The sequence below is a fragment of the Erythrobacter alti genome (genome assembly GCF_037996805.1).
Taxonomy (GTDB): Bacteria; Pseudomonadota; Alphaproteobacteria; order Sphingomonadales; family Sphingomonadaceae; genus Alteraurantiacibacter; species Alteraurantiacibacter alti.
Genome location: NZ_JBBNAX010000011.1, coordinates 90,502 through 109,624, shown reverse-complemented (window position 1 = coordinate 109,624; position 19,123 = coordinate 90,502). Strand labels below are relative to the sequence as shown.

The following is a 19,123-nucleotide window of genomic DNA, read 5'->3' as shown; positions in this document are numbered from 1 at the left end:
CAGTGGCGAACCTGCTTTACCATTAACTCTGGCTACTCCGCCGCCAGCGCCTCAGCCTCGCCAAGGTCCACGCTGACCAGCCGCGAGATACCTTTTTCGACCATTGTCACGCCGAACAGGCGGTGCATGCGGCTCATGGTGACGGCATTGTGGGTGACGATCAGATAGCGGGTGTTGGTTTCGAGCACCATCGAGTCAAGTAGGTCGCAGAAGCGTTCGATATTTGCGTCGTCGAGCGGCGCGTCGACCTCGTCCAGCACGCAGATCGGGGCCGGATTGGTCAGGAAGAGCGCGAAAATCAGCGCGGTGGCGGTCAGCGCCTGTTCGCCGCCCGAAAGCAGGCTCAGCGATTGCAGGCGTTTGCCCGGCGGCTGCGCGTAAATCTCCAGTCCGGCTTCAAGCGGATCGTCTGAGTCGACCAACGCCAAATGCGCTTGCCCGCCTTCGAACAAGCGCGTGAACAGGCGACGGAAATGCGCATCGACTTCTTCGAACGCCGCTTTCAGCCGTTCGCGGCCCTCGCGGTTGAGATTGCCGATGCTGCCGCGCAGCCGGTGAACCGCTTCGCCCAGCTCAGCCTGTTCCGCGGCGCTCGAACCGTGCTCTTCCTCTATCTTCGACAATTCCTCGGCGGCGACGAGGTTGACCGGACCGATGCGCTCGCGGCTCGCCACCAGACGGTCCATCTCGTCGCTTTCGAGGCCCGAGTTCTTGACTGCTTCTTCATCGAATTCGAAGCGGCCGGGCAGCATCGCGGGCGGCGCCTGGAAGCGTTCGCCCGAAATCCGCGCCATTTCCTCGCGCCGCGCTTCCTCGTTCTCCGCGCGTGCGGCCAATGTGGCGCGCTGTTCGCGGGTGGCGGAGAGTGCTTCGTTGAGATCGGCGAGAGCGGCATCGGCCTCGCGCGCCTGCGCCTCGGTCTCGCGAACCGCGCTCTCGGCCCTGGTCAATTCTTCGCTCAGTCTTGCGCGTACCGCTTCGCCGCTTTCGATCTCGCGCATCAGGCCGTCGGGCTTCGCCGCGACGACCGCGCGTTCCTCGGCGATCTCCTCGAACCGGGCGGACATGCCCGCCAGCCGCGCCGCAGCATCACCCGCCCGCGCCTGCCAGCCCTTGATGTCGGCACGCTGGGTGGCGACCCGTTCACGCAAGACAGCAAGCGACTGGTCATGCGCGGCGAGCGCGGCATTGGCGGCCTGCACGCTTTCCCGCGCCGCCTCATGCTTGGCCCGCGCAGCATCGAGCGAGGCGCGACCAGCTTCGGGATCGGGCAGTTCGGCAAGCCGCGCCTTGGCCGCCGCAAGGTCGGCTTCGGCAGCTTCGCGCTGGCTGGCGAGGTCTTCGCTCGCGCTGGCGATCTGTTCCATGCGCGATGCCATTTGCGCGACTGCAGCCTCTGCCTGGTCAACCGCCCGCAGCGCGGCACGCTCGTCTTCGATGGCCGTTGCAATGGCTCGGTCACGTTCGATCAGCGCCTGCTGGATTGCGGCATAACGATCCTGCGTGCGTGCGACTTGTGCCTCTGTTTCGGCGAGCTTTTCCTGCAGCGCGGGCAATTTCTCGGCCAGTTCGGAGAATCGGTTGTCCGCCTCCAGCCGCGCAGCTTCGGCCCCGCCTTCGCCATGTGCGACAAAGCCGTCCCAACGGCGGAGCGCGCCGTCGCGTGTGACCAGCCAATGGCCGGGATCGAGCGTGCGCCCGTCATCGCTGTCGGCAACATGGACCAGTGCCATGCGTGCGGCGAGTTCTTCGGGGCAATCGACGACGTGGCTGGCGAGTGAGTCCGGCACGGGCGAAGGCGCTGAGCGTCCTGTCCAGTACCGGCCTTCGCCCTGTGGCGCACCCAAGGGAGACTTGGCATCGCGCCCAAGTGCGGCAGCGAGCGCACGTTCAAAGCCCGGTGCAGCGCGCACCTTGTCAATCGCGAGAGAGCGGCCCGACCGGTTCGCCTGCTGCTTCGCGCGGGCAGCGCGGTCCCGCTCCAGCGCGGCGTGCTCACGTTCGATCCCGGCAAGCTCGGCCTTGGCGGCGGCAAACGCCTCGCGGGCATCGTCTCGCGCCTGCGTCACCTCTTCCTTGAGCGCGCGGTCGCTTTCGCCTTCGCTCTTGCGCTGCGCCACCAGAGCGGTGGCGTCGTCAGCTGCTGTGCGCGCTTCGGTGAGCGCCTCTTGCGGATCACGCGCGCCGGTCAGGGCTTCGCGCTGGGCCTCCAGCCGCTGCGCTTCACCTGCGAGCCGTTCAAGCCGTGCTTCGGTCTGTGAAATCTCGGATTGTGCCACGCGCCAGTCTGCCTCGACGCCCGCATGGTCTGCCGTCGCCTTGGCCAGCGCGAGTTCGGCGGTACGGCCTGCGCGCTCGCTGTCCTCGACCTTGGCGACCAGATCGGGGCGCTTGGCCTCATCGACCTCAAGCGCGGCTTCACCAGTGGCGAGTGCGGCTTCAAGGTCTTTCAGCGCCTTGGCCGCGTCCTGCGTCATCCGGTCGGCTTCGAACTTGTCTTCTTCCAGCCGTTCCTTTTGCCGATCGAGGTCGCGCAGGCGTTCCTCTGCCGCTTCCAACTGGCTGGCGAGCGCTGCCATGCGATGACCGTGCGCGCTCGCGTCATCCCGGCGGTCGGCGAGTTCATCGCGCAGTTCGGCAAGCTTGCCCGCCAGCTCGGCTTGCGCTTTCTGCGCTGCTTTCGCAGTCGCCTGTGCGCCGGCAACCTTGTCATCAGCCTCTTTTGCCTGGACGCGAGCAGCTTCTGCCGCGGCAGCAGCATCGCGCCAGCGGGCAAACAGCAGCCGCGCCTCGGCAATGCGGATCTGGTCTGAAAGCCTGGTGTATCGTTCGGCCTGCTTGGCCTGCCGCTTGAGCGAAGCCATTTGCGTATCGAGGCCCGCCATCAGGTCTTCGAGCCGTTCGAGATTCTTCTCGGTCGAGCGCAGCTTCAGCTCGGCATCGCGGCGGCGCACGTGCAGCCCGGCAATACCCGCAGCCTCTTCCAGCATCATGCGCCGCTCGGTCGGCTTGGCGGCGATGACCTGAGCGATCTTGCCCTGGCTGACGAGGGCGGGGGAGTGGGCACCGGTCGCGGCATCGGCAAAGATCAGCGACACGTCCTTGGCGCGCACATCGCTGCCATTCATGCGATAGGCGCTGCCCGCACCGCGTTCGATCCGGCGGGTGACATCGAGGTCTTCGCCGTCATCGTCTTTGGCGTGGAGCACGACCTCGGCAAAATCGCGCGGCGGGCGGGCGGAAGTGCCCGCGAAGATCACGTCCTCCATGCCGCCCGAACGCATCGATTTGGGCGAGTTTTCGCCCATCACCCAGCGGATCGCTTCAAGAAGGTTGGATTTGCCGCACCCATTGGGGCCGACAACGCCCGTGAGCCCGGGCTCGATTCGCAATTCAGACGGCTCGACGAAGCTCTTGAAGCCGGTCAGCCGAAGTTTGCGAAACTCCATCCGTTGCCCGCCTGCGCCTTACTCTTCCCGAGCGCCGGCGCGCTGGAGAACCGGTTCGAGATCGGACCAGTTTATCCCATCCACCCGCACATCGTTCACGAAGAAGGTCGGGGTGCCGGTCACATTGAATTCTTGCGCTTGCGCATCCGAATTCGCGCCGACTTCCAGAACCGATGCGTTATCCGAGAGACACGCGGCAGCCTGGTCGCGGCTGACCCCGCGCGCGGCGAAGAAATCGAGGAAGCCGGCAGTTTCGGCTACGGCAACATACAGTTGATCGTCGGGCAGTTCGCCCAATTGCTGCATGGCCTGCTGGCCTTGCTGCGCACCGCCCATGATTTCCTCGAAATTGAGCCAGACCTGGTCGGACAGTGCGTGGAAGCTTTCGGGCGCGCTGCACCGCGTCAGGCGGGCAAGCGTGAGGTCGTAGCCGTCCCGTACGAGATTGCGCAGTTCGAAGGAGACTACACCGGTGCTGACGTATTCTTCGCGCAGTTGTTCGGCACCGTTCTGGGCGAAGTTGGCGCAGGCGCCGCAAGTGAGCGAGCCGTATTCGACGACCTTGATCGGCGCATCCGGATTGCCGAGCAGATATCCGTCATGTTCGGTCACTTCGACGATGTCGGTCCATGATTGGCCTTCGGGTGCAGGGATCGCTGCAATGGGATCACCTTCGGCTATTTCGCCATCGGCCGCTTCCTCGCCACAGGCGGAAAGCACCAGCGCCAGCGGCGCGGCAAGGGTTGCAAAGGCGAAACGGCGCGAAATGGTCATGTCTGAAAGCGTCCTGTCGTAATGCGGACCCGCAAGCTAGACGTATGCGATGCTCGGTTGAAAGCGCCGGGGGTCCGGAAACGGCGCTTTTGCACAGGGTTTTCCCCTTATTCGGCGGTGGTCATGGCAGATTCGCGTGTCGGGGCCATGATCTGGACCAGCGAAGCCCAATCGTGCACCCCGTCGAGCAAATTGCCGTTGAGAACGAAACTGGGCGTTCCTTGCACATTGAACTCGGCCGCATTTGCTGCCGAAGCATCGACCATGGCGAGCGCTCGCTCGCTATCGGCGAGGCAATTGTCGACCTGGGTGAAGGTATAACCGCGCCCTTCCATGATTTCGTGAAGGTCGAGATCATTGCCGATGGCGCGCATACGCGCAGCAATCGTGCCGCTGGTCCAGCGCGCCTGTTGCGCTGGCGAAGTGTCCTGCGCGCGGGCGAGCCATTCGGGCTGGGTGTGAAGCAGTGCCCGGTGATTCTGGAAGAAATTCTCGGTCGCCCCGCACTCGGTGACCAATGCCACGGCTACATCGATCGGATTGCGCAAAAGATGGCGCACTTCGACCGCAGCCAGCCCTTCAAGTACGTAGACATATTTCAGCTCTGCCTCGGATTCCTGCTCGAAATGCGCGCAGTGCGGGCAGGTGTAGCTGACAAATTCGATCAATTGCAGCGGCGCTTCGGGGTTGCCGACGCGGAAGCCCTTGTCGGTTTCGACAATCTGCGCATTCCAATCCTGTGCCAGGGCGGGCGTTGCGGGCACAGCCAAGGCAACGATTGCGGCAGCCGGAGCAGCCACGAAACGCCGAAAATTCATGTCTCACTATCCTCTTTGTTCGCGACCGAGCGGGCAAGCGATTCCAGCACGGCGCGCAATTCAGGGTCACCAATATCGCGCAGGCCTTCGCCAAGGTCCATCGGAATGGGCTTGAGCGACGGCGGAGCAGCGCGTTTCTCTCCAGCAGGCGGCGGCTTAACCACGCCTTGCCGGATCTTGACCTTGGCTACCGCCTTGTAACCGAAAAAGCGGTTCACCCGCTCCATGATCTCGGGGATCACGTGTTGGATCAGCGGCGCATGGGCAGGAAGCACGACCAGTTGCATGATCCCGTCCGATTTCTCGCCTGGCGGGAAGCGAATGCTTTCGGGCGCGCAGACCTTGGCGTGCGTAGGGCCGACAATCTCGGGCCAGCGGGTCACCACGGATGACTGCACGAATCCGAAGCGGCGAAAGGCTGCGCGGCCAATCTGCGGAACGAGATCGGACACCGGCCTGGCCGGACCACCGCGAGGGCGCTGGTAGGGTTTGGCGACCTTGCGCGGCGGTTTTGCGCCGCCCGAGCCGCTCTTCCCCGATTTCGGTTTGTCATCACGTTCCATGGAAGCCATGCTCATGCCATAGGCGGCGCGTGACCGCCACCATCTCTTCACTGCTTCTCGACTGGTATGATGCCCACGCCCGCGACTTGCCATGGCGTTCGCCGCCGGGCGGGGAGCGGCCCGATCCATACCGCGTATGGCTTTCCGAAGTGATGCTGCAACAAACGACCGTAGCTGCGGTAAAGCCATATTTCGCCAAGTTCACGAAGTCGTGGTCAGACGTTGAGGCGCTTGCCGCCGCGCCTGAAGCGGAGGTGATGGCCGCCTGGGCAGGGTTGGGCTATTATTCGCGTGCACGCAATCTGGTGAAATGTGCCGCCGAGGTCGCGGCGATGGGCGGATTTCCCGAAACCGAGGCTGGGTTGCGAAAATTGCCCGGCGTGGGTGACTACACAGCCGCGGCTATTGCAGCGATTGCCTTTGGCGAGCGGGCCGTGGTGGTCGATGCCAATGTGGAGCGAGTTGTCGCCCGTCTGTTCGCCATCGACGAGCCCTTGCCGGGCGCGCGCAAGGCGATCCGCATGAGAGCCGACGCGATCACACCGGACGAGCGCGCTGGCGATTTCGCGCAGGCCATGATGGATTTGGGCTCGGGCATTTGCACCGCGCGCGATGCCAAATGCCTGTTGTGCCCGCTCAGCGCCAAGTGCGAGGGCCGGGCAAGCGGAGATCCGCTGCGTCTTCCGGTCAAGGCGCCGAAAAAGGCCAAGCCGCGCCGCACCGGGACCGCGTTCTGGATCGAGCACAAAGGTGCCGTGTGGCTGGTCAAGCGGCCGGGAAAGGGGATGCTCGGCGGGATGCGCGCCTTGCCCGACGATGGCTGGTCGGCGCGTGGCGACGGCGATGGCGATGCGCCGGTGTCAGGTGCATGGAAAGGAGGCGGCGTGGTGCGCCATTCTTTCACCCATTTCGATCTTGAACTTGGCGTAGCTGTTCATGCCGGCAAGCAGCCCGCGCCGGAAGGAGAAGGGGAGTGGTGGCCGGTCGAGCGGATCGACGATGCGGGCTTGCCAACGCTGTTTGCCAAGGCGGCGCAGCTTATCCTGGCCGACCGCGACTAGATGATACCGCCGCCCAGCATCAGGCGAACTACGGCGATCAGGAAAACCACAAGGCAAAAATTGCGACCGGCATTGCTGCTCGACAATTGTCCGAAGGCAAGTCCTACCGCGACAATGGGCAGGGCAATCCAGTTGGCCCAGCCGAGCAGCGGGATTTGCGCAGGGATGACAATGACCAGCGATATGAGGCCGATAAGGATCGAGATTATGTTCAGCATGTGTTATAGATAGGCAACACAGTAGCGTTCTGCAACCTTGCCGCTTTCAATTTCGCGGCTTAGTCTCGCGACCGAAATTCTACTGTGAAAGAGATCCCCCAAGTCATGCAGCCGCAATATCTCTCGACCGCTTTCTCCCGCCGTGTCGTTTTGCGAACCGGTGCCGCGCTTGGCGCTGGCGCTGCCGTTTCCGGCTTGCCGTTCGCTCCGGCCGCCTACGCACAGACTGATGTGTCGAGCAGGTGGCCCGAGGTCACCCGCTTCATCCGCTCCTATGTCGATAATCGCCGCGTGGCCGGCATGGTGGCGGGTATGGGTTTCGGTCAGTCCGCTCCCGATTTCGTATCCGCCGGATCGCGCACTTTCGATGGCACGAGCGCGGTCGGGCCCGACACGCTGTTCCGCATCTATTCGATGACCAAGCCGATCACGGGCATGGCCGTGATGATGTGCATCGATGAAGGCCTGCTCGGCCTCGATCAGCCTTTGCACGAGATCCTGCCCGCCTATCGCAATATGCGGGTGCAGCGGCAATATGACGGGCCGATCACCGCGGACAATCTCGAACCGGCCGCCCGCCCGATCACGATCCGCCATTTGCTGACCCACACGGCCGGATTCGGCTACACAATTGTCCAGCAAGGCCCGATCAAGGCAGCCTATTCGCGCGCAGGACTGGTCCCGTTCTCCGCCAGCCGCATGGCGATCGCGCAAGACCTGATGGGTGGCAATCCGGCACCCAGCCTTGCCGAATTCGCCGATCGCCTCGCCGAGATGCCGCTGGTCCGCCAGCCGGGAACGCGCTGGAGTTATTCGGTGGCGACCGATTTGCTCGGCCGCGTTATCGAAGTTGTGACCGGGCAGGCGTTCGACGACTTCCTGCAGCAGCGCATCTTCACGCCGGTCGGCATGGACAGCACCGGTTTCCGCGTCGCGGCACAGGATTCGCGCAGGCTAGCGGCCAATTACTTCCTCATGGGCGGAGTGCCGCTGCCGCTGGACCTGCCGGGAAGCTCGATCTTCCTCGACAGGCCGGCTTTCCCGTTCGGCGGTGCTGGTCTCGTATCAAGCGCGCGCGATTACGACCGGTTTCTCCGGATGCTTGCCGGATATGGCGAAATCGACGGAGTGCGCGTGATGAGCGAAGCTGCGGTTCGGATGGGCGCTTCCGACCTTTTCCCTGAAACATTGGCAAGCAACGGGCGTTTCACCGCCAACGGCCAAACCTTCGGATTCGGCGCGGCAGGGCTGGTAGGCCAGGGCAATACCGCCGGCCTCTACGGCTGGTTTGGCGCGGCGGGAACAGTCGGGCTGGTCAATTTGCAGGCTGGCCTGCGCCATACCTTGATGACCCAATATATGCCGGCCGAGAATTACGACGTTCAGTCGCGCTTCCCGGTTGCCGTTGCGCAGGACGCGATGCGGCTGGCATCGCGCTGATGGCATCTATCAAGGCAACCGCCCCCCGGCCTGCGCTTACCGGCCACGGCATGGACCGTGACGATCATACGCGCGCCGATGAGGAGCGACTTGCACAGATGCTTGCGCGTTCCGATGCACGGTTGATGGCGCTCGATGGCCTGCTACCCGTTCTGCAGGGTGACGGACTGACGTTTACGCCTCTGAATGGCGGCGAAGCGCACGGCGAACTCGTCTACATGGGGCTGAAGGATGAAACGCCCATCTTCGCACCTGTGCCCGGTGAGGGTGACACGCGCCAAGCCTTTGAACAACGCGCCAATCGCGCGATTGTCATGCAATTACAAGCGCGTGATCTGGCGATCTATGCCGGAGCGCGCAGCCTTGTCGATTGGCATGCACGGCACCGCTATTGCGCCAATTGCGGCAAGCCTACGGTCATCGCCAAGGGCGGTTGGCAGCGCAATTGCGTCAAGTCCGATGGCGGCTGCGGCGCGCCGCATTTCCCGCGCACCGATCCTGTTGCGATCATGCTTGTCGAGCACGACGGCGACGTTTTGCTCGGGCGCGGATCGAACTGGCCGGAGCGCAGCTATTCCGCGCTCGCCGGCTTTGTTGAACCGGGCGAAAGCATCGAGGAGGGCGCCGCGCGCGAAGTGCTCGAGGAAGCGGGCGTCGAATTGTGCGATGTCAGCTACGTGGCGAGCCAGCCGTGGCCGTTTCCCTCGCAATTGATGATCGGTTGTCATGGCTATGCCACGGGCCGCGAGATCACGCTCGACAAGACCGAGCTGGAAGATGCGCGCTGGTTCACCCGCGCCGAGGTTGCCGAGGCACTACAGAGCGATCCCGAACAGGGAGCGTTCCGCGCGCCGCCGCGCGAAGCAATTGCCCATACCTTGCTTAAATGGTGGCTGGAGCAAGGCGCATGACCGAAATCGACGTAGAAATCTGGTCCGATGTCATGTGTCCCTGGTGTGCAGTCGGCTATGCACAGTTCACCAAGGCGATGGAGATGGTCGCTGACGAGGTCGCAGTTACTTTCCGCTGGATGCCGTTCGAGCTCGATCCCGATGCGCCCGCAGAAGGCGGCAATGCGCTCGAACATCTGGCCGAGAAATACGGCTACACGCTGGAGGAAGCGGCGGCCAAGCGCGACCAGATGGAGGCTGCCGCAGAAGAGGCCGGTTTCCCGCTGACTTACGATGGCGAGGGCAACGCGCCCGATGCCATGCGCTGGAATACCTTTAACGCGCACAAACTCTTGCGCTGGGCGCTCGCTACAAAGGGTCCGGAGGTCCAGACCGCGCTGAAACTGGCCTTTTTCAAGGCGCATTTTCGCGAGCGGCGGAATATCTCCGATCCGCAGGTCTTGGCGGAAATTGCGGGCGAGGTGCCCGGATTACGATCCGACGATGCATCGGAGGCCTTGGGGGACGATACGCTGGCGACCGCAACCCGCCTCGAAACCGAGCGTGGTCGCGAGATGGGCATCACTGCCGTGCCGAGCTTCGTCATCGCCAACAAATACCTGCTGCAAGGCGCGCAGGGAGCCGAGAACTTTGCCAAGGCCCTGCGCAACATTGCGAATATGGAACCGGCTGAAAGCGCCTAGCTGTTCGCTTCGGATTCGATGGCGGCCTGCGTCTTGGGTCCCTTCTTCGCGTCCTGCGCCGGGTTGTCGCTGCCAACCACAGATTCGCGGTGGTCCGGATCGGTTGCGCGATTCAACTCGCCGCGCGTGCCGACATCCTTGGGCACCGTGCCGCCGGAGCGGCTCCCTTGCGACGGCGTGGCACCTTCCTGCATGGAATCGATCAGTTCGTTATCGGGATGCATGGATTGACGTTCGGGCATATTAATTCTCCTTTCCCGACCAACGGGCGAGGAGGGGGCACCGTTCCGAAAAGTCAGATCAGCCCGAGGCGTGAAAGCTTGCCCGCCAGCTTGCCGGGAATGATGTCACCGATATCCTCCCCGTCGGCCAGATCGCGTGGCGGCTCACCCTTCATGTAGCGCCAACCCTGATGGGCGCGCTTGGGCTTGGGCATGACCCGGACAAGCCGCGGTTCGATATTGATCCACCAGCGACCGTTATCCTGCTGCTCGTAATCGAGTATCTGCGAGCGCGCGACGATGTTGTGTTCGTGGATCCAGAACAGGGAACCGCCGATCGTTTCTTCCCAGCGCGTGGGGCGATAGCGGGTGTTGACCTTGAAGCTGCTGCGGTTGGCGTACCATTCCTCGATATCGGCAAAGCTTTTCGCGCCGAAAGCGATCTTGGTCAGGTTGAGCGGCATGGCGACAAGATAGGGACAGGCCGCCGCGCGCTCAAGGTCCGGCGTTAGTGTCAGCCTGGAATTCGCGTGTCATCCAGCGCGCATCGGGACCGTATCCGGCGAGCTTCGCGGCAATGGCCGGGGTGGCAGCAGTCAGCGAGAAGTCCAGCGTCTCCCAATAGCGCCACGCGTCGAAGACAGCGATCAGTTCAGCCCGGTGCAATCCGTCTTGCGCAGCCAGCGCCAGCGCGTGCTCGACCAGTTTCCTGCCCAGATCCGATCCCCGGCCCGCTGGGGCTACCGCGAGGTCGTGCAGGTAGAGCGTGTCAATTTCGGCTGGTTGCGCAATCTGCGCGCCCAAGGGCGGAGGTGAATTGCCGGTCCAGCCGTGGGCAAGCAGGTAGGCGAGCAGTTCTTCACCGCTCCTTGCAATCACGCAGTAGGAATTCGGCAGATCGATGCGGCTGGAAAAGGCGGCGGCGTCTTCCTGCAGAGTGGCGGGATAGCTGGCTGCCTGTATCGCCAATGCCCCAGCTATGTCGGAACGTTGCATCGGCTCGATGGTGACACCGGGGCCTACGTGCATCTTGTGGACATGATGAACCGGTTCACCCGGCCAGCCCCGCCGCCACGGCCAGGCCGAGGAAAGCAAAGAAACCCATTGAATCGGTGATCATCGTCACGAAAACGCTGCTCGCCACGGCCGGGTCCTGGTCAAGCCGTTCGAAAGCGACCGGTACGAGCACGCCTGCCAGCCCCGACACCACGATGTTGACCACCATTGCAAGGGCGATCACCGCGCCGAGTTCAGGCGTGAAGATCAGCGCCGTGGCAATGCCTATCAGCACGGCGACCGTCGCGCCGTTCATCAGCGCCACCTTCAGCTCGCGCAGCAGGATGCGCCGCGTATTGGAGCGGGTAAGCTGGTTCATCGCGATGGCGCGGATGGTGACGGCCATGGTCTGCGTACCGGCATTGCCGCCGATGCTGGCGACGATCGGCATGAGCACCGCCAGCGCGACGAGCTGTTCGATAGCCGCACCGAAGAATGCAATGATGGCACTGGCGACCACGGCAGTGCCGAGATTGGCGATCAGCCAGCGCACCCGTGCCGAATAGGCATCGCGCAGCGGCTCGTTGATGTCGCCTTCACCGGCACCGCTCATCAGCAGGGCGTCCTCGCCCGCTTCTTCGGAGATGATGTGGACCATGTCATCGACCGTCAACTGGCCGACCAGCCTGCCGCTCTCGTCGACCACGGCGGCGGAGATGAGCGCGTATTTCTGGAAGCGCAGGGCGACCTCTTCCTGGTCCATGTCGACCGGGATCAGCGTCTGGTCGCGCTTCATCACATCGGTCAGCGCGATATCGCGAGGAGTGCGCAGGATCCAGCTGAGCTGGCAGGTGCCAACCGGGTGGAAGCGGTGATCGACGACGAAAATTTCCCAGAAATCGGTGATCAGCTGATCGTTCTTGCGTAGGTAGTCGATCAGGTCGCCCACCGTCATGCTGTCGGGAACCGCCACCAGCTCGCGCTGCATCAGGCGTCCGGCAGATTCCTCGGGATAGGCGAGCGCGTTCTCGATCGCCGCGCGGTCTTCAGGCTCGACCTCGGCCAGGATGGCGCGCTGGTCGTTGAAGTCGAGATCCTCAATCAGCTGGACCGCATCATCGGTTTCGAGCTGCTCGACGATTTCCGCCACCGCTTCGGGTGGCAGCGATTCGAGCATGTCCTCACGCACGTAGTCGTTGAGCTCGGCGACCACTTCGCTGCTCATCAAATCGGTGATGGCGGCGGCCAGCACCCCGCGGTCGTCGCGGTCGAACAGTTCGAACAGGTCGGCGATGTCGGCGGGGTGAAGCGGTTCTACGAGATCGTAGGTGCTGTCCTCATTGTCGTCGCGCAGCGATTCGCGCACTTGCCGCACGAATTCGGGCTTCAGCCGGTTTTCCTCATCGAATTGCTCGCCTTCACCCTGTACGGGCGGCTCTTCGGCAAGTTCTTGAAGATCGGTCTCGGCCATGGGGGCGGGTCTATTGTGCTGCGCCGCAAAAGCAAGCGAGCCATGTGGGCAAAGCGTGACTTTCGCTGCACCACCCCTATATCGGCGGCCATCAATTCAAGGAGAAATTACCAATGGCCGATGAAAAACTCACCTTCACCCTCGACTGCGGAGACGGGAAAGGCGGCGATGTCGTTATCAAGCTGCGTTCCGACCTTGCCCCGAACCACGTCGCGCGCATTACCGAGCTGGCGAAGGAAGGTTTTTACGACGGCGTGGTTTTCCACCGCGTGATCAGCGGCTTCATGGCGCAGGGCGGCGATCCGACCGGCACCGGGATGAGCGGATCGGACAAGCCCAACCTCGACCAGGAATTCAGCGATGCGCCGCACAACCGCGGCGTATGCTCGATGGCACGCACGCAGGATCCCAACAGCGCGAACAGCCAGTTCTTCATCTGCCTGGACGACGCCCGCTTCCTCGACCGCCAGTACACTGTCTGGGGCGAAGTCGAGAGCGGCATGGACCATGTCGACGCGCTTCCCAAGGGTGAACCGCCTGCCAATCCGGGCAAGATCGCCAAGGCGACCGTTTCCTGAACCTAGTGAGGGCGGGGTGTTACAGCCCCGCCTTTACCAGCCAATCGTGGAAGATGCGCACCGGTCGCGCTTCCAGGTCGGCCGGGCGGCAGATGAACCAGTAGGAATAGGGGCTCTGCACGGTCTGATTGTATAGCGGGGCAAGGCGCGCATCATTGTTCCGCGCCAGATGGTCATCATGCATGATGGCGATACCCATCCTCTGCGCTGCTGCCTCGAGTATCAGCTGGCCCGAATCATAGTGATCGATGGCCGCAGGCTGCAATCCTTCCAATCCCAGCGCGACTTTCCACGCATCGAAGCTGAGCGGCATGTCTGTGTGGACAAGGAAAGTCTGCTTTTCCAGCAGCCTGGTATCGGGCTGGTCGCCCATTTCTGCGACCACGTCACGGTTGGCGATGGCGTGGATCGTGTTCTGGTCCAGCTGGATGCCATACAGGCCTTCCACCGGCTTGGTGGTCAGCGTGATCGCCGCATCGAGCGTATCTCCGACGCGGTCGACCAGATGCGGGCCGGTATCGATATCAAGATGCAGGCGCGGATGGCTCTCGCGCAACTCGCTTAGTCGAGGAAACAGCCGCTGCGTGCCAAACAGCGGCATTACGCCAAGGCGCAAGCGCATGAGTTGCAGATTTTCGCTCTGCGATTCGACCGATGCTGCCAGTGCTTCAAGATGCGGGGCCACGGCGTCATAGAAAGTGCGCCCTTCGTCGGTCAGGCGCATCGTCTGGCCCGAACGCGAGAACAGCTTGCGCCCGGTGAAACTCTCGAGATTGCTGATCCTGCGCGACAGGGCCGAGGGACTGAGCCCCAACTCGCTGGCTGCCGCACGGGCAGAGCCGAGCCTGACGGTCCGGATGAATGCTTCCAGGGCACGGAGGGGAGGAAGGCGGCGCACGGGTGCCTTTGTCGCCACGACAAGGGCTGCTGTCGAGTAACAATTTGCATCGCAGCGAATTTTTTGCTGCACCGCACCAATTTTACGGTTGCCTGCGGCCGGAGACGCTCTCCTAGCCGTCATCCTCCGGCGTGGGGGGCAGGGGGCGATGCAGGCGAAGGCGAGTCACATGGGTTTCGTCGCCCGCAGTAATCTCGATTTTCCAGCCGCCTGGGTGTTCGAGCACGGTTCCGGGCTGCGGCACACCTTCGGCCAGCACGAAAGCCAGCCCGCCGAGCGTATCGACCGCTTCCTCTATCTCTGCGAGCCGCGGATCGCCGACCTTTTCGGCGACATCGTCCAGCTCGGCGCGGGCGTCGGCGTCCCAGATGCCGTCGCTGATCTCCATCAATTGCTCGATCGGAGCCTCATCGTGCTCATCCTCGATCTCGCCGACGATTTCCTCGACCAGATCCTCGATCGTTATGATGCCGTCAGTGCCTGAAAATTCATCGACCACGATAGCCAGATGGGTGCGGCGCTGGCGCATGTCGGCCAGGACATCCAGCGCACCGCGTGCTTGCGGCACATAGAGCGGCTGGCGCATCAGTGTGGACCAATCAGTCGGTGGTTCTTCTCCGCTGGCGAGGAAGGCGAACACGTCTTTGATGTGCATCATGCCGATCACATCGTCGAGCTGGCCACGGTAAACCGGCATCCGCGAGATACCGTGCTCGGCGAAGGTGGCGACCATGTCCGCCCACGGCGCGTTGACGTCCACCGCGATGATCTCGCTGCGCGGAATCGCTACGTCGTCGGCGTCATGCTCGCTGAAATGCAGCACCTTGCGCAGCATGGTAAGCTCGACCGGCGAAAGATCGCCCTTGGTCGGCTCGTCCCTGCCGTTGCGCGATGCTTCGTCCTCATGCTCGTCAATAGCTTCCTCAAGCTGCGCGCGCAGGGAGGTGTCGTTGTCATCATCGAAAAGGCCGCGGATTGCATTCCACAATCCGCCGCTACTACTGTCCGCGTCTCCGCTTTGGGAGTCGCCCGGTTTTTCACTATCGGGCATTGCCCTGTCGCTTTTCCTTATTCCGCTGAGTCGCCCGTATATGGGTTGGCTATACCCATAAGTGCAAGCGCCTTTACTTCCAATGCTTCCATTGCCTGCGCGTCTGCCTCGCCCGTTTCGTGATCGTAGCCAGCGAGATGGAGTAAGCCGTGTACGATCAGGTGGCTGGCGTGGTGCTGCAGCGAGATGCCCTTTTCGGCGGCTTCACGCGCGCAGGTTTCATGCGCGAGGGCGATATCACCGAGCATTTCGGGTGGGCCTTCATCCGGGTCCAGATGCACGAGATCGAGCCGTTCGAGCATGGGGAAGCTGAGCACGTTGGTCGGCTTGTCCTTGTCCCGCCAGTCGTGGTTGAGCGTGCGCACCACCGCATCGCTGGTGAACAGCATACTGGTGACAAGGCGTGGATTGGCGAGTTCAGGCACGATTTGCGCGGTCGCTTCAGCAATTCGCGCGGCAAGCGTTTCCCAGTCCGCCTCGGGCCAGTCTTCGATGTCGATTTCGAGTTCCACGCCTAATCCGCGTGACCGTCTGGTCCCTCGTAAGCCTCGACTATGCGCCCGACAATTGGGTGGCGCACGACGTCGGCGGAGGTGAAGCGCGTGACGCCCACGCCTTCGACACCTTCGAGGCGCTGGACCGCATCGGCCAGTCCGCTCATCCGGTCGCCGCCGGGGATGTCGACCTGCTTGGGATCGCCGCACACCACCATGCGGCTGTTCTGGCCGAAGCGGGTGAGGAACATCTTCATCTGTTCGCGCGTGGTGTTCTGCGCTTCATCAAGGATCACGAATGCATCGGCCAACGTGCGACCGCGCATGAATGCGATGGGCGCGATCTCGATTTCACCGCTGGCGATCCGGCGGTCGACCTGTTCAGGCGGCATGGTATCGTACAGCGCATCGTAAAGCGGTCGCAGGTACGGATCGACCTTCTCTTTCATGTCGCCGGGCAGGAAGCCCAGTCGCTCGCCAGCTTCGACCGCAGGACGCGACAGGATCAGACGCTGGACGCTGCCCGTGATAAGCTGGCTGACCGCCTGCGCGACCGCGAGGTAGGTCTTGCCCGTACCCGCCGGGCCGAGCGCGAAGATCACGTCCTCCCGCGCGAGCAGGCGCATATATTCGCCCTGCATCGCACTGCGCGGCGTGATCGTCTTCTTGCGCGTGCGGATCATGATCGGCGGGGTCTTGGCGTCGCCGGTGATAATGCCTTCCAGTGTCGGCTCGTCGGACATGGAAATGAGGGCATCGATCGCACCGGCATCCATTTCCTCTCCGGTCAGCAGCTTTTCGTGCATCTTCATCAGCACGTCGCGGGCGCGGGCCACTTCTTCGGCCGCACCTTCGATGATGACCTTGTCCCCGCGCGCGGCAATATAGACGCCGAGACGGTTTTCTATCTGAACGAGGTTGGCATCGAATTGCCCGAACAGCGCTCCGAGAACGGCCTGTTCGTCAAATCCGATTTCAAGGCGAGCGCGCCGGGATGGGTCCTGGCCCTGCGCCGCTTTTGGCGCCGGCTTGGCGATTGTGGCGGCATGGTTGTCGCCCTTGTGTGCTTTACGGGCCATCTAATCCTTTCGAACTGTAACTTGGAAGATAAGCCGGATGCGCGCGCTGGCAAGCGGGGAGGGTGCGGTTCACGGTGGAAAGTCGTCATTCGGCCACATTTGCGCTATGATATGGGCATGAGAACGCCTTTCGCCTTGAGCCTGGCGATGATGCTCGGCCTCACCAGTTATACTGCAACCGCGCAGGATGCGCCCGCAGAGGGCGAGATTGTGGTGCCAGGCGAAACTGCGAGAGCGCCGGAGGACGTGCGATCGCTCGTCCAGCGACTCGCCGAAGATGCGCGTCCCGATGTGCCCGCCACGCGATTTTTCGATGCGCTGTGCCTTTCGGTCAGCGGACTGAACAGCGCGGGTAACGATTATCTTCACGACCGGATCGTGCGCAATGCCGCCGATATCGGCTTGCCCGCGCAGGGGGAAGGGTGCCGGGTGAACGCGATGGTGCTGATCTTCCACGACGTGGCGGGGCTCGTCGAGCGCATAAAGGACGAACAGCCGATGTTGCTGCCGCGCGAAGAGCGCGTCGCTGTCGATGCTGCGGTCGCGCGCGGAGATGAATTCATCGTCTGGCACAATGAGGAAGACCGTAACATGGGAGGGCGCCGCCTTGCCTATGGACGGGCGGTGCCTGGCGACGACAATGTCGGCGGGTCATTCAACGTCGACGCGCGGATCAACATCAACAATTGGCCGAGCAGGGCGGAGCTCGCCTTCAGCCGCGGGGTCGTGAGTGCTGCGATCATATTCGACTCGGAAATTATCGAAGGTATGGAGATCGACCGGCTGGCCGATTATGCCACGATGCGTTTGCTTGCCCCCGATTTAATCCCGCTCGACGGCGAGTTTCCCGAACCTGCGAGCATCACCGCACCATTCCCGGCAGAAGGCGGTCCCGAACGGCTGACGCGGTTCGACCGGGCCTACCTCACCGCTCTATACGCGCTGCGACCGAACGCGCCCGCTGTCCGGCTGGCGCGAGCAGTGGCCGAGGAATATGAGGGCGAGGACTGAGCTCTTCGCCGGGCTCCGCAAGGGAGCCGGAAAGATCAGGCGGAGATGGTTTCCAGCAAACGACCCTGCAATGAGCTTGGTCCTGCCTGCACCAGCTCGGCGCGGACCATGTCGCCGATAGCTAGGTCGCTTTCGAAAAACACCGATTGCAGCCACGGAGACTTGCCGAGCCATTGGCCGGGGCGCTTGCCCTTGCGCTCGATCAGGACATCGCAGGTCTTGCCCACGCTCGCTTCGTTGAAAGCGTGCTGGTCGCGGCCGAGGTGGGCCTGGAGGCGTTGCAGTCGTTCGTCCATGACTTCGGCGGCGATCTGGCTGTCCATGCTGGCGGCGGGTGTGCCGGGACGCGGGGAATATTTGAAGCTGTAGGCCTGCGCATAACCCACCGCATCGACCAGCTTCAGCGTGTCCTCGAATTCGGCATCGGTCTCGCCCGGGAAGCCGACGATGAAATCGCCCGACAACGCAATATCGGGGCGCGCTTCGCGGAAGCGGTCAAGCAGCTTGAGATAGCTTTCCGCGGTGTGGCTGCGGTTCATCGCCTTGAGCACACGGTCATTCCCGCTTTGCACCGGAAGATGCAGATAGGGCATCAGCTTGGCGATCTCGCCATGCGCGGCTATCAGACCGTCCGACATGTCTGCCGGATGGCTGGTGGTGTAGCGAATACGCTGCAATTCCGGGATCTTGGCCAGTTCCCTTATCAACCCGTCGAGACCAACGGTGTGGCCCGCCCCATCCTCGCCGCTCCAGGCGTTGACGTTCTGGCCCAGCAGCGTGATCTCCCGCGCGCCGGCTTCGACCAGTCTCTTGGCTTCATCGACCAATGCGCTGAAAGGCCGCGATATTTCCGCGCCCCGCGTATAGGGTACAACGCAATAGGTGCAGAACTTGTCGCATCCTTCCTGCACGGTGAGGAATGCTGTCGGAGACACCTTGCGACGCGCCGGAAGGGCGGCAAACTTGGCGTCTTCGGGCATGTCTGTATCGGTCGAGCGTTTACCGGATACAGCCTTGTCCACCATGTCGCCAAGCCGGTGATAGGCCTGCGGGCCAACGACCATGCCAACCGCCGGAGCGCGCTTCATGATCTCCTCACCCTCGGCCTGTGCCACGCAGCCTGCGATTGCGATCATCGGGTCCTTGCCCGCATTGCGGCCGGCTTTCACCAGCCGCCCGACATCGGAATAAACCTTCTCGGTCGCCTTCTCGCGGATGTGGCAGGTGTTGAGCACGACCAGATCGGCGTCCTCGCCTTCGGCCGCTGGCGTGATGCCCTTGGCTTCGAGCAGTTCGCCCATACGCTCGCCATCATAGACGTTCATCTGGCAGCCGAAGCTTTTGACCCGGTAGGTCTTGGGGGTGTCGGTAGGTTTCATCAGGGCTGCGCCCTTAGAAGATAAGCGC

The 19,123-nt window shown here is 62.9% G+C and carries 20 protein-coding genes; 6 read left to right on the top strand and 14 right to left on the bottom strand.

All coding sequences use genetic code 11. From position 1 onward, the window contains the following. Positions 1-32 precede the first annotated feature (32 nt). The 4 genes from AAC850_RS13485 to AAC850_RS13470 form a co-directional block, all read right to left on the bottom strand. Complete coding sequence (locus AAC850_RS13485; protein WP_340589368.1) at positions 33-3,449, bottom strand: AAA family ATPase; 3,417 nt, start codon at positions 3,447-3,449, stop codon at positions 33-35. A gap of 18 nt (positions 3,450-3,467) precedes the next feature. Beyond that, complete coding sequence (locus AAC850_RS13480) at positions 3,468-4,223, bottom strand: thioredoxin domain-containing protein (protein WP_340589366.1); 756 nt, start codon at positions 4,221-4,223, stop codon at positions 3,468-3,470. Positions 4,224-4,330: 107 nt separating this feature from the next. Further along, entirely contained in the window at positions 4,331-5,041 is a 711-nt protein-coding gene (locus AAC850_RS13475; protein ID WP_340589365.1) for a DsbA family protein, read from the bottom strand. Continuing rightward, positions 5,038-5,604 carry a DUF721 domain-containing protein gene (locus AAC850_RS13470; RefSeq protein ID WP_422723203.1) on the bottom strand — a complete coding sequence of 189 codons (567 nt, stop codon included), beginning with the start codon at positions 5,602-5,604 and terminating at the stop codon, positions 5,038-5,040. Before AAC850_RS13470 ends, AAC850_RS13475 begins: the two co-directional genes overlap by 4 nt. A gap of 29 nt (positions 5,605-5,633) precedes the next feature. Between AAC850_RS13470 and AAC850_RS13465 the strand changes: the two genes are divergently transcribed. Further along, a complete protein-coding gene (locus AAC850_RS13465; RefSeq protein WP_340589362.1) occupies positions 5,634-6,665 on the top strand; it encodes an A/G-specific adenine glycosylase in 1,032 nt (343 codons plus the stop codon). Here the strand turns inward: AAC850_RS13465 and AAC850_RS13460 are convergent. Then, positions 6,662-6,883, bottom strand: a complete 222-nt coding sequence (locus AAC850_RS13460; RefSeq protein ID WP_340589361.1) for a hypothetical protein — start codon at positions 6,881-6,883, stop codon at positions 6,662-6,664. The genes AAC850_RS13465 and AAC850_RS13460 overlap by 4 nt on opposite strands. 84 nt (positions 6,884-6,967) lie before the next feature. On the opposite strand from AAC850_RS13460, the gene AAC850_RS13455 reads away from it, so the two are divergent. The 3 genes from AAC850_RS13455 to AAC850_RS13445 are packed head-to-tail and all read left to right on the top strand — an operon-like array spanning position 6,968 to position 9,917. Next, the gene (locus tag AAC850_RS13455) at positions 6,968-8,323 is read left to right on the top strand and encodes a serine hydrolase domain-containing protein (protein ID WP_340589360.1); all 1,356 of its coding nucleotides are present in this window, start codon (positions 6,968-6,970) and stop codon (positions 8,321-8,323) included. Next, positions 8,323-9,234, top strand: a complete 912-nt coding sequence (gene nudC, locus AAC850_RS13450; RefSeq protein ID WP_340589359.1) for an NAD(+) diphosphatase — start codon at positions 8,323-8,325, stop codon at positions 9,232-9,234. The genes AAC850_RS13455 and nudC overlap by 1 nt, the downstream gene beginning before the upstream one ends. Continuing rightward, positions 9,231-9,917 carry a DsbA family oxidoreductase gene (locus AAC850_RS13445; protein ID WP_340589358.1) on the top strand — a complete coding sequence of 229 codons (687 nt, stop codon included), beginning with the start codon at positions 9,231-9,233 and terminating at the stop codon, positions 9,915-9,917. The genes nudC and AAC850_RS13445 overlap by 4 nt, the downstream gene beginning before the upstream one ends. Here the strand turns inward: AAC850_RS13445 and AAC850_RS13440 are convergent. From AAC850_RS13440 to mgtE, 4 genes are read right to left on the bottom strand one after another with little or no spacing between them, the layout of a single operon-like run. After that, the gene (locus AAC850_RS13440; RefSeq protein ID WP_340589356.1) at positions 9,914-10,159 is read right to left on the bottom strand and encodes a hypothetical protein; all 246 of its coding nucleotides are present in this window, start codon (positions 10,157-10,159) and stop codon (positions 9,914-9,916) included. The two genes, AAC850_RS13445 and AAC850_RS13440, sit on opposite strands and share 4 nt — an antisense overlap. A 53-nt stretch (positions 10,160-10,212) precedes the next feature. Then, the gene (locus AAC850_RS13435; RefSeq protein WP_340589355.1) at positions 10,213-10,602 is read right to left on the bottom strand and encodes a DUF1489 family protein; all 390 of its coding nucleotides are present in this window, start codon (positions 10,600-10,602) and stop codon (positions 10,213-10,215) included. A gap of 31 nt (positions 10,603-10,633) precedes the next feature. Then, positions 10,634-11,134, bottom strand: a complete 501-nt coding sequence (locus tag AAC850_RS13430; RefSeq protein ID WP_340589353.1) for a GNAT family N-acetyltransferase — start codon at positions 11,132-11,134, stop codon at positions 10,634-10,636. Positions 11,135-11,189: 55 nt separating this feature from the next. After that, complete coding sequence (gene mgtE / locus AAC850_RS13425; protein ID WP_340589352.1) at positions 11,190-12,605, bottom strand: magnesium transporter; 1,416 nt, start codon at positions 12,603-12,605, stop codon at positions 11,190-11,192. A gap of 113 nt (positions 12,606-12,718) precedes the next feature. Between mgtE and AAC850_RS13420 the strand changes: the two genes are divergently transcribed. Further along, positions 12,719-13,183: a peptidylprolyl isomerase gene (locus tag AAC850_RS13420; protein ID WP_340589351.1), complete on the top strand. Its 465-nt coding sequence runs from the start codon at positions 12,719-12,721 to the stop codon at positions 13,181-13,183. A gap of 19 nt (positions 13,184-13,202) precedes the next feature. Here the strand turns inward: AAC850_RS13420 and AAC850_RS13415 are convergent, their stop codons facing one another. The 4 genes from AAC850_RS13415 to AAC850_RS13400 form a co-directional block, all read right to left on the bottom strand. Further along, positions 13,203-14,081, bottom strand: coding sequence for a LysR family transcriptional regulator (locus AAC850_RS13415; RefSeq protein ID WP_340589350.1), 879 nt, complete (start codon positions 14,079-14,081; stop codon positions 13,203-13,205). A 112-nt stretch (positions 14,082-14,193) separates the two neighbouring features. Further along, positions 14,194-15,132 carry a hemolysin family protein gene (locus AAC850_RS13410; RefSeq protein WP_340589349.1) on the bottom strand — a complete coding sequence of 313 codons (939 nt, stop codon included), beginning with the start codon at positions 15,130-15,132 and terminating at the stop codon, positions 14,194-14,196. 17 nt (positions 15,133-15,149) lie between these two features. Beyond that, complete coding sequence (ybeY, locus tag AAC850_RS13405) at positions 15,150-15,644, bottom strand: rRNA maturation RNase YbeY (RefSeq protein WP_340589348.1); 495 nt, start codon at positions 15,642-15,644, stop codon at positions 15,150-15,152. A 2-nt stretch (positions 15,645-15,646) separates the two neighbouring features. Then, entirely contained in the window at positions 15,647-16,705 is a 1,059-nt protein-coding gene (locus AAC850_RS13400) for a PhoH family protein (RefSeq protein ID WP_340589346.1), read from the bottom strand. Between the two features lie 117 nt (positions 16,706-16,822). Between AAC850_RS13400 and AAC850_RS13395 the strand changes: the two genes are divergently transcribed. Further along, a complete protein-coding gene (locus AAC850_RS13395; protein ID WP_340589345.1) occupies positions 16,823-17,716 on the top strand; it encodes a hypothetical protein in 894 nt (297 codons plus the stop codon). 35 nt (positions 17,717-17,751) lie between these two features. Here the strand turns inward: AAC850_RS13395 and miaB are convergent, their stop codons facing one another. Next, entirely contained in the window at positions 17,752-19,095 is a 1,344-nt protein-coding gene (gene miaB / locus AAC850_RS13390; protein WP_340589343.1) for a tRNA (N6-isopentenyl adenosine(37)-C2)-methylthiotransferase MiaB, read from the bottom strand. Between the last annotated feature and the right edge of the window lie 28 nt (positions 19,096-19,123).

Bases quoted from the DNA above. Each gene is read 5' to 3' on its own strand.
- AAC850_RS13485 (WP_340589368.1), bottom strand. From the start codon at position 3,449: ATGGAGTTTCGCAAACTTCGGCTGACCGGCTTCAAGAGCTTCGTCGAG.
- AAC850_RS13480 (WP_340589366.1), bottom strand. From the start codon at position 4,223: ATGACCATTTCGCGCCGTTTCGCCTTTGCAACCCTTGCCGCGCCGCTG.
- AAC850_RS13475 (WP_340589365.1), bottom strand. From the start codon at position 5,041: ATGAATTTTCGGCGTTTCGTGGCTGCTCCGGCTGCCGCAATCGTTGCC.
- AAC850_RS13470 (WP_422723203.1), bottom strand. From the start codon at position 5,604: ATGGAACGTGATGACAAACCGAAATCGGGGAAGAGCGGCTCGGGCGGC.
- AAC850_RS13460 (WP_340589361.1), bottom strand. From the start codon at position 6,883: ATGCTGAACATAATCTCGATCCTTATCGGCCTCATATCGCTGGTCATT.
- nudC (WP_340589359.1), top strand. From the start codon at position 8,323: ATGGCATCTATCAAGGCAACCGCCCCCCGGCCTGCGCTTACCGGCCAC.
- AAC850_RS13445 (WP_340589358.1), top strand. From the start codon at position 9,231: ATGACCGAAATCGACGTAGAAATCTGGTCCGATGTCATGTGTCCCTGG.
- AAC850_RS13440 (WP_340589356.1), bottom strand. From the start codon at position 10,159: ATGCCCGAACGTCAATCCATGCATCCCGATAACGAACTGATCGATTCC.
- AAC850_RS13435 (WP_340589355.1), bottom strand. From the start codon at position 10,602: ATGCCGCTCAACCTGACCAAGATCGCTTTCGGCGCGAAAAGCTTTGCC.
- AAC850_RS13430 (WP_340589353.1), bottom strand. From the start codon at position 11,134: ATGCAACGTTCCGACATAGCTGGGGCATTGGCGATACAGGCAGCCAGC.
- mgtE (WP_340589352.1), bottom strand. From the start codon at position 12,605: ATGGCCGAGACCGATCTTCAAGAACTTGCCGAAGAGCCGCCCGTACAG.
- AAC850_RS13420 (WP_340589351.1), top strand. From the start codon at position 12,719: ATGGCCGATGAAAAACTCACCTTCACCCTCGACTGCGGAGACGGGAAA.
- AAC850_RS13410 (WP_340589349.1), bottom strand. From the start codon at position 15,132: ATGCCCGATAGTGAAAAACCGGGCGACTCCCAAAGCGGAGACGCGGAC.
- AAC850_RS13400 (WP_340589346.1), bottom strand. From the start codon at position 16,705: ATGGCCCGTAAAGCACACAAGGGCGACAACCATGCCGCCACAATCGCC.
- AAC850_RS13395 (WP_340589345.1), top strand. From the start codon at position 16,823: ATGAGAACGCCTTTCGCCTTGAGCCTGGCGATGATGCTCGGCCTCACC.
- miaB (WP_340589343.1), bottom strand. From the start codon at position 19,095: ATGAAACCTACCGACACCCCCAAGACCTACCGGGTCAAAAGCTTCGGC.